Genomic DNA, 7,556 nt, shown 5'->3' on the forward strand with positions numbered 1-7,556 from the left:
CATCGACAACCTGCTGCTCATCCAGAACCTGATGGTCGAGTTGAAGGATTTCACCCTGGAATTCGAAGGCAAGCTGCGCCTGGGCGAAGAGACCAACTACGTCAAGGACACGTTCTTCATCACTGACGTGGCCTACATCATTCACAAGGGGCATATCCTGAGCTGCGGGACGCCGGCCCAGGTGGTCAAGGAAGAGGAGACGCGCCAGGTATTCCTGGGCAAAGATTTTGAGTGGAACGGTTGAGCCAGGCGTCCTACCTCCAACTGAGCGCCGTTGACTGGGTTAAGCGGCGCGATTTTTTTGCCGCCCGTTTCTCACCCTGTTGCCTCTGCCCGCGCCAATGCCGTGCCGAGCGCTGGAGCGGCCGGCACGGCTTGTGCCGGGCCGGGCGCGACGCAAAGATCGCCTCGCACAACCTCCATTTCGGCGAGGAACCGCCCATTTCCGGCGACCGGGGGTCGGGGACGGTCTTCTTTTCGGGCTGCACCCTCAACTGCCTGTTCTGCCAGAATTACCCGATCTCTCAGCTGTTCCACGGCGAATTCTTCAGCGTGGAGCAGCTGGCCATGATTTTTCTCGGCCTGCAGAAGCGCGGCGCACACAACATCAACCTGGTGTCGCCCACGCCCTACCTGTTCCATGTCGTGAGCGCGCTGGAGATCGCCTGCGCCAAGGGGCTCCGCATCCCCCTGGTTTACAACACCAGCGGCTACGAGCGGGCCGAGGTGGTGGCCGGGTTGTCGGGCATCGTCGACATCTACCTGCCCGACCTGAAATACGGACCTTCGGAAGAGGCGCGGCAACTGGGGCTGAGACTTTCAGGGGTGAATGATTATTATGAAAACGCCGTGGCGGCCATCGCCGAGATGTTCCGGCAAACCGGGCCGCTGCGGCTGGACGAAGCGGGGATCGCCGTGTGCGGCACGGTCATCCGCCACCTGATCATCCCCGGGCATGCCGAGAACTCGGTCGAGGTGTTGCGAACCATCGCCGCCGGCGTTTTCAAGGCCGCCTGGCTCAGCCTGATGAGCCAGTATTTCCCGGCCCACCGCGCCCCCGATTGCCCGCCCTTCGACCGTTGCCTGCGCCGTGACGAATACCGCCAGGTGCGCGACGAAGCGCTGCGCCTGGGCCTCGAGAACGGCTGGTTCCAGGGCATGGATTGAATCAATCCCGCTGCGAGTTGAAGCTTGAGCGGGTATTGAATGGAATCTAGTATTATCGGGCTTTTCAATAGGTAGAATATCAAAATAGTATCAAGAATTGAAGAAAATCTAATGAAAGGATCTTGTTTGTTTTTACACTTTTGGATATGATTCAAATGGGGAGAGCAGAATGAACATAACATATCTATTTGGTGCCGGAGCGAGTGCCTATGCAATTCCCACCATTGAAAATATCCCAGAACATCTAGAAGAATTTTATCTATATTTGGACAATATTGAAGATTCACCTCCGGGCCCTAACGTTTCTCCACAACACTACGAATATCGTCCAGAAAAACCAAGTTCTCAGTTAAAAAAAGATATAAAATGGTTAATTGATAATTTAAAATATGCGACTAGCATAGATACTCTGGCGAAAAGACTATTCATTAAAAATAGTAAGGATTATTTTAAAATCAAAGCCTTAATGATAATTTTTTTTGTTTTTGAACATTTCAGAAATTTAGGTGATAAAGATAATGACCCTACTTTAAAATATAAACCCCAAAATACTGCTATAAGAAAAATTGACCCACGATATGATAATTTTTTTGCATTTCTCATTCAAAAGGAAATTGATGACTTACCAAACATTAAAATTCTTTCGTGGAATTATGACATGCAATTTGAAATGGCTTTTGATGAATACTCGGGTTTGGGAAATTTTATTAAAAACCAAATTTATCTACAAATATTTCCTTCTCATGAAGTCAGGGGATTTGATAAAAGTCACTTTGGAATTGTTAAACTTAATGGTTCCCTTCAAATTCAAAGAAAGGATGATAATATTCTTCCTCTGCTTTATTTGGATAAATCGTTACAAATGTATTCACTTGTACGCAACCTTATTAATGACTATGTATCACTAATAGAGCGAGACCGTCCTAACCCTTATTTATTTTTTTCTTGGGAAAATAAAGACATCAACATTCAAACGAAAAAAATTGCATATGAAATTGCAAGTGAAACAGATGTTCTAATAGTAATTGGTTATTCTTTTCCATATTTCAATCGGGCATGGGATAGAGAGATTTTTGGAGGAATGAGGCAATTACAAAAAGTTTATTTTCAAGCACCCAGCAACGATTTGGATAATTATTTTTCAAGATTCAAGGCAATAAATAGTCTAATCCCTTATCATGAAGATATTAGTGACCTTGGGCAATTTTTTATTCCACCCGAATTAGGTTAACCGCTCTTCTTGATAAATTCCTCTTTGAAATAATCCCTGTAGCATTTGTCTGCTTGTTCCTTCCATCTCCTTTCAATATTATCCAATTTTTATTAAACAATTTTCCCTCTACAAAAGTGGATTGTCGAACGTTCGTTTGCGGAATAGTTTAAGCCGGCTCGGAATTCAGTAGAGATGGGCATTTGGGGACGGGGGCATTTGGGGACGGTGCTTGACTTTGTGACTTTGTTCAGGTGAAACTCTTGGGAAGACATTTTTCCTGCTTCTCTTTCAATTTATTTAGGAATGGAATTCAGTTTTTCAGCAATTACTTTCCAATTCTCTTTGTCCTTTTCCTCGCTAGGGTAAAATTTTCTTATTCTACTTGATCCATCACGAATCTGACCCCTTTTCCCCTTTTCACCTGACCATTTTTTATGTCCATCTGAAATTGTTTTTGCAACGATCTCACTTGGTACAATATAAAAATCTGGTCTAAAATTACCATCCTTCATATTTACAAATATATAAACTAAATCATCACTTTTTAGCTCTTCATCTTTATTTTTCAGTGTATAGCCTTTTTTATGGGCAAGTTTGCTTGTCTTTACTTGGATTACTATAGATTTTTTAGAAATTTCAGAAGAAACAAGTATATCCACTCCGCTCGTATTTTTCATTGTGACTAAAGCAATATATTCACGTTTTGACAATTCAGCAGCAGCATAGTATGTTCCTGAAATCCCTGTTAGACTATTTAATTTTGACATATTTAAGCCTCCTTTTATGGTTCATTTTTCCAATAGATGTCCCGAGTCAGATTTAACTCGGCTAGATAGTGCACAGAATCTGCCTTTATACTCCAAAACGATTTATCTTTCGTGCTTTCCGTGGGGCTGCGGATACAGGGGCCTAAAGAAGAAGAACTGCAGTAAATACATTTTTTGCCGCCACTTCCATGCTGGTGTTTGCCATGCGGGCTGCGTGAACAGGGTCCGAATGAACTTGAACCGCAAAAAACACAGTGTTTTTCGTCCCCCCGAATGCTCATGTTTGCCGTGGGGGCTTTTCGAACAAGATCCGTACGATGAAGAATTACAAAAGATGCATTTGTCCATTGTGTCCCTCCTTGGGTGATTTTGTTCCAATAATATATTTTTTGCAAATCAGAAAATTTTGTATGCTGCAAGCGAACTCGTCCCCAACTTCTGAATTTCTCAAAAGAGCCCCATCCTGACATAATCAGCCTCGTCTTCGGGGAAGCGGTCGCTCTCTTTCCAGCCCTCTTTTTTTAGGTCGGAGATGACGTGCAGACGTGCCACCAGGGCAGCGTCCCATCCGAACAGCTCCTCGACTTCCCGCAGCCCTTCCCGGTGGTGGCGCTTGCGGCGATGGCGCATGCCGAATTCAGGAGTCCTGGCGAACTCATCGAGCCACAGGTGGACTTCGGTGAAAGGCTTGCCGAACAGGCTTAGCGATTCTAGCTCGTGCTCTTCCAGTTTCATCGAGCTCCTGTTTTCACCCAACGCTCGATCTCCGGGCTGAACTTGCCGTAAAAAGAGGTGATATCGAAAAAAAAGTTTTCCTTTTCGCCATTCTCGAGTTGGATGGTCAGCATGTCATAGTGCTTTCCCCCATGAGGGATATGTTGCTGCTCGACCATGGAATAGACTATCCCCAAGCTCTGTGACTTCAAACGTAAATAGGCGTACTCGGCGTATACCCCTTCGTCCGTGTCAACAGCGTTGATGATCTCAATGGCCTCCTTCAGTGATTCGCCGGTCTTCGGACTGAAGAATATCTGTTTTTCACTGTCTTCCGGGCTGCAGGAGATAACGCAGCGGCGAACGGCCTTTTTCCCTTTTATTACAAATACCAGGTCGGCCAGGACAGCCCCGTCGATAGGGTGGAGTTTCTTGTCGGCATGGCAATAGGGGCCTATCTCGCGGCCGTCGATGAAGATGATATAGTTGCCTTTCCTGCGGAACAGGGAGAGGCAATGGTTGTCCACGGTGAAGGCGAAGTTGCTGATATCGTAAGGGCCATATTTCTTCCCGTCAAGGAGGATGAAACGACGTTTGGCGGAATTTCCGTCCAGCATGACCGCCCAGTGCTTGCCGTCGGGGCTGAACTCGGGCACGAAGTACTGGAAGGGGAAGGGACCGTATTCGATGCCGTCGACCAGGAATCCGTGCCATTTCTTTTTCTGGATGTCCAGTCCCCAATGTTTGCCATCAAGACTATACCAGGGGCCGAAATACTGCTCGAAGGGGCCGTAGAACTTCTCGCCTTCGACCAGCAGCCCTTGTCCTTTATCGTCCCGGCAGGGGCAGGTACACAGTTCGCCGCCGCGGCTGAATTCGGGGCGCTCCACCGCCCTGAACGGGCCGTACTCCTTGCCGTTCAGCAGCAGGAAACCCTTGTCATCCCGGCGTAGGGCGGCGGCCCATTTTTTGCCGCTGGGGGAGAACAGGGGCAGTTCGACATCCTGATAGGGACCAAAGTGCTTGTTGCTGACGGTAATGAACATTTCCCCGCCCGGTTTTTCGACGACACTGCCTTTCCTGATGACTTCGCCGCCGGCGACCAGGAAAAATTCGTTGTCCCGCTGGGCGGTGAAAACGAAGACACCGCGGCAGGGATCAAACCACGGCCCCTTGATGTTGAAGTTGAAAGGGCCATATTTGCAACCGTCGGCCAGCACGTAATATTTATCGTGCAGTTTCCCGGTCAGCGCCCAGTGCTTGCCGTCCGGAGAATATTTGAATGGTCGGTCCACTTTATCCCAGGGGCCGTACTCTTTGCCGTCGATGCGGACATGCCATTTCCCTGTCCCAGGCTTGCGGATAAGCTCGGAGATCCCTTTTTCGTCAATTTTCCTTTTCATGGAGCCATTGTCGCATTCTCTCCCTATCAAGGGATGACATAGGAGAAAAAAGGAGAAGGAGGTAGAGGGGTAAAGTTAGGGCAAGAGTAAAAAAAGGCAATGAGGAGATTTAAGATTCTTCCTTGAATTTCTTCTTGGCTTTACTTTACCTTTATATCCCTTTACCTCTCTACCTCTTTCTAATACAATGTTTGCATGGCGAAGAAACTAACCTACTCCCGCTATATCTGGTTCATCAACCAGGCCAAAAAGGGGAGATACCCCAACGCCCAGCGCCTGGTCGAATATTTCGAGATCAGTCTGGCCCAGGCTCAGCGCGATGTCGAGTATATGCGCGACACCCTGGACGCGCCGCTGGAATACGACGCGTTCAAAAAAGGCTACGCGCTCAGCGACCGCGCCTTCAGTCTGCCCTCGATCTGGGTGGAGGACGACGAGCTCCTGCTGCTGGCCATCGCCAGGGAGCTGATCCGCGACCCCGACTCAAAAAAGATACTGGCCGAGCTGCTGCGCAAGATCGCCATCAACAGCCGCAAGGGCCTGGGCGCCGCCGGGCACGTTGTCTCCTACAAAGGCATGGGCTCCTACCGCCAGAAAGCGGGTATCCTCAACCCGCTGCTCGACGCCATCATGAACCAGCATCCAGCGGAGATCCTGCACCAGGAAGTTTTCGGGCCGATGCGCGAGCCCTCCTGGCGCAAAGTGACCCCGCTGCACCTCCTCTTTTACCGAACCAATTGGTACTTGCTGGCCCTCTACGGCAAGGAATGGCGCACCTTTTCGCTGGCTCGCATTGAGACAGTGAAGGTGCTGCCGGGAAAAGCCATAAAAAAGGTCAGCCAGAAGGCCATCCATGACAAGATCGCCTCAACCTTTGGTATCTTCATCACCGACCAGAACCACCCGGTAGTGCCGGTCAAGTTGAGGTTTGTGCCCGAACTGGCGCGCTTTGTGCGCAGCATGCTCCCGCATCCGGGTCAGGAGTTCTGCGATGGGGCGGGCGGCTGCCTGGAAGTCTCCTTCCCCTCGACCCTCAACCGCGAACTGATCGGCGAGATCCTGGGCTTCGGCGAGCAGGTCGAAGTGCTGGAGCCGAAGGAATTGCGGAAAGAAATTGCGACGATATTAGGGAATACAGCGAAGTTATATGGAAAGGTCAGTAAGAATTGAAATGACTCCGGTTATTTCAAAGAGTAAATACCTGTCGGGTTTGCAGTGCCATAAGCTCCTGTGGTACCACTATAATCGGCCCGATGAAATTCCAACCCCCGATGAGGGAACCAAGGCTATTTTTGATGCCGGTCACGAAGTTGGCAAGCTGGCTCAAAGCCTGTTTCTGGGCGGGATTGCTATTAAATGGGATAGAGATGCCGAAAAAATGATTGAGCCAACTAAAAAGCTTCTGGTTGAACGAAAACCCATTTTTGAAGCCGCGGTAAAATACGGAAACGCCTATTCTATTGCCGACATCCTCGCTCCTGTGGATAATAACAGCTGGGATTTGATCGAGGTTAAAAGCAGTACGTCTTTAAAAGATATAAACCTGCCTGATGTGGCTATCCAGAGTTATGTTTGCCAAAACTCCGGCATAAAACTAAACAAATTATTTTTAATGCACATTAACAACCAGTATGTCCGCCACGGAGATATCGAGCCTGAAAAACTTTTTACCAAGGAAGACATTACCGCACAGACCCAGGAACTGCTATTGCAGGTTGAGCCGAACCTTGAGAAGATGGTGAAGATCATTCAAAGCGCAGAATGCCCCGCTATAAAAATTGGCCCGCATTGCAGCAACCCGTACGAATGCCCGCTAACGGAAATGTGCTGGTCTTTTCTTCCTGAGAAAAATATTTTTTCCCTTTATAGAGGAAAAACTTTAGGGTTTGAGTTATTGCAACAGAAAGTTCAAAAACTGGCCGATATTCCCCCTGGTACAATACTCAGCTCAAGCCAGAGCATTCAGGTAAAATGCGCTAAAACAAATAAGCCCCATATAGATAAAAAGGGCATTGCGAATTTTCTATCTACCCTCCAATACCCATTATACTTTTTGGATTTCGAAACCGTCGCTCCGGCAATTCCTTTTTATAATGGAACACGGCCGTATCAAAACATCCCCTTTCAATTTTCACTGCACATCCTGGAAAAAGAGGGCGCTAAACAGGAGCACCATTCCTTTCTCGCGGAAGGGAAAGCAGATCCCCGACTGGAAATACTAATAGAACTTAAGTCGCTGCTGGGCAACGGTGGCTCTATTATTGCCTATAACGCTGGTTTCGAAACCGGCTG

Annotated in this window: 8 protein-coding genes; 5 read left to right on the forward strand and 3 right to left on the reverse strand. The window is 48.2% G+C overall.

Going from position 1 to position 7,556, the window contains the following annotated elements:
- From NTW95_13290 to NTW95_13300, 3 genes are all read left to right on the forward strand, one after another.
- Positions 1-244: hypothetical protein (locus tag NTW95_13290; GenBank protein MCX6558383.1), on the forward strand; the 244-nt coding region annotated here is incomplete at its 5' end.
- A complete protein-coding gene (locus NTW95_13295; protein ID MCX6558384.1) occupies positions 232-1,167 on the forward strand; it encodes a radical SAM protein in 936 nt (311 codons plus the stop codon). The genes NTW95_13290 and NTW95_13295, both read left to right, overlap by 13 nt.
- A gap of 169 nt (positions 1,168-1,336) precedes the next feature.
- The gene (locus NTW95_13300) at positions 1,337-2,398 is read left to right on the forward strand and encodes a hypothetical protein (GenBank protein MCX6558385.1); all 1,062 of its coding nucleotides are present in this window, start codon (positions 1,337-1,339) and stop codon (positions 2,396-2,398) included.
- Positions 2,399-2,673: 275 nt separating this feature from the next.
- Here the strand turns inward: NTW95_13300 and NTW95_13305 are convergent, their stop codons facing one another.
- The 3 genes from NTW95_13305 to NTW95_13315 all read right to left on the reverse strand — a co-directional run bounded on the left by NTW95_13305 (position 2,674) and on the right by NTW95_13315 (position 5,264).
- On the reverse strand, positions 2,674-3,147 hold the full coding sequence (locus NTW95_13305; protein MCX6558386.1) for an aspartate ammonia-lyase: 474 nt from the start codon (positions 3,145-3,147) through the stop codon (positions 2,674-2,676).
- 447 nt (positions 3,148-3,594) lie between these two features.
- Positions 3,595-3,903: a hypothetical protein gene (locus NTW95_13310; GenBank protein ID MCX6558387.1), complete on the reverse strand. Its 309-nt coding sequence runs from the start codon at positions 3,901-3,903 to the stop codon at positions 3,595-3,597.
- Positions 3,879-5,264, reverse strand: a complete 1,386-nt coding sequence (locus NTW95_13315; protein MCX6558388.1) for a hypothetical protein — start codon at positions 5,262-5,264, stop codon at positions 3,879-3,881. Before NTW95_13315 ends, NTW95_13310 begins: the two co-directional genes overlap by 25 nt.
- Positions 5,265-5,459: 195 nt before the next feature.
- Here NTW95_13315 and NTW95_13320 point away from each other — a divergent pair, with 195 nt between their 5' ends.
- On the forward strand, positions 5,460-6,434 hold the full coding sequence (locus NTW95_13320) for a WYL domain-containing protein (GenBank protein MCX6558389.1): 975 nt from the start codon (positions 5,460-5,462) through the stop codon (positions 6,432-6,434).
- Positions 6,412-7,556, forward strand: a 1,145-nt coding sequence (locus NTW95_13325) for a DUF2779 domain-containing protein (GenBank protein MCX6558390.1), incomplete at its 3' end; no start/stop codon positions are given. The genes NTW95_13320 and NTW95_13325, both read left to right, overlap by 23 nt.

The organism is Candidatus Aminicenantes bacterium (assembly GCA_026393795.1).
In the GTDB taxonomy this organism is placed as follows: domain Bacteria; phylum Acidobacteriota; class Aminicenantia; order UBA2199; family UBA2199; genus UBA2199.

Bases quoted from the DNA above. Each gene is read 5' to 3' on its own strand.
- NTW95_13300 (MCX6558385.1), top strand. From the start codon at position 1,337: ATGAACATAACATATCTATTTGGTGCCGGAGCGAGTGCCTATGCAATT.
- NTW95_13305 (MCX6558386.1), bottom strand. From the start codon at position 3,147: ATGTCAAAATTAAATAGTCTAACAGGGATTTCAGGAACATACTATGCT.
- NTW95_13315 (MCX6558388.1), bottom strand. From the start codon at position 5,264: ATGAAAAGGAAAATTGACGAAAAAGGGATCTCCGAGCTTATCCGCAAG.
- NTW95_13320 (MCX6558389.1), top strand. From the start codon at position 5,460: ATGGCGAAGAAACTAACCTACTCCCGCTATATCTGGTTCATCAACCAG.